The sequence below is a fragment of the Treponema sp. R8-4-B8 genome (genome assembly GCF_054786175.1).
Window position 1 is genome coordinate 1 of the sequence record NZ_BDHE01000133.1, and the last position, 981, is coordinate 981.

1 protein-coding gene is annotated in these 981 nt (G+C 46.5%); it reads left to right on the forward strand.

Going from position 1 to position 981, the window contains the following annotated elements; all coding sequences use genetic code 11:
• Window positions 1-934, forward strand: a 934-nt coding sequence (locus ACYVRA_RS07395) for an ABC transporter substrate-binding protein (RefSeq protein ID WP_461252105.1), incomplete at its 5' end; no start/stop codon positions are given.
• Window positions 935-981 lie beyond the last annotated feature (47 nt).

Consider the following 981-nt stretch of genomic DNA (forward strand, 5'->3'; position numbering starts at 1 on the left):
CATTCTTTTTAATGTTTTTGAAGGGCTTGTAAAACCGGATACCGACGGCAGTATGCTTCCCTGTATCGCCGAGTCATGGACTATTGAGCGTGACGCGCTTATTTACACTTTCACTCTCAGGGAAGGCGTGCGTTTCCATGACAATTCGATTGTAACAGCAGCCGATGTCAAATTCAGCATTGATACGGCTATTGCCGCCGGTATCAACGGCATGAACAGGATAGAAAACGCGGCTATTATTTCGAGTAACAGCGTGAGAGTAACCCTTAAAGCGCCCGACCCGGAATTTCTCCCATTTTTAACAATTGGAATCGTTAAGGCGGATAACGGCGACCGCGAGAAAAATATTATAGGGACAGGCCCTTTTTCCATTGAAAGTTTTACGCCGCAGAGGGATCTTGTGTTAAAAAAATTTGACGGTTATTGGCAGAGACACCTTGCCCAGCCGCAGGACGTGCCGCGTCTTGATAAAGTAACCATCGTATTCTTCGCGAATGTTGAAGCTTTGATGATTGCTTTAAGAAGCGGCAATATTGACGGCGCGAATCTGGTAGGCTCTTTTGCCGCCCAGCTTGACCACAGAAATTTTGATGTAATCGACAGTTATTCTGCGGCGGTACAGCTTCTTGCGCTTAACAACCAAGTTCCCCCGCTCAATGATATCCGCGTGCGTAAGGCTATAAATTACGGCATTGACATACAGGGAATAATTGACGGCGCTTTTTTTGGAAAAGGCTCCCCTTCAGGCAGTCCAATAATTCCAGGATTATCGACATACTATGACGGCTCTTTAAGTTACCCGTATGATCCGCAAACGGCGCAAACGCTTCTTGCCGAAGCAGGTTTCAATGACGCGCGCAAACTTTCGCTTGAAATTACAGTACCTTCCGAGTACGCTATGCACGTCGATACGGCGCAGGTACTTTTAAACTAGTTCGAGCACATTGGAGTTGACGCGTACTTTAAACTAGTAGACTGGAA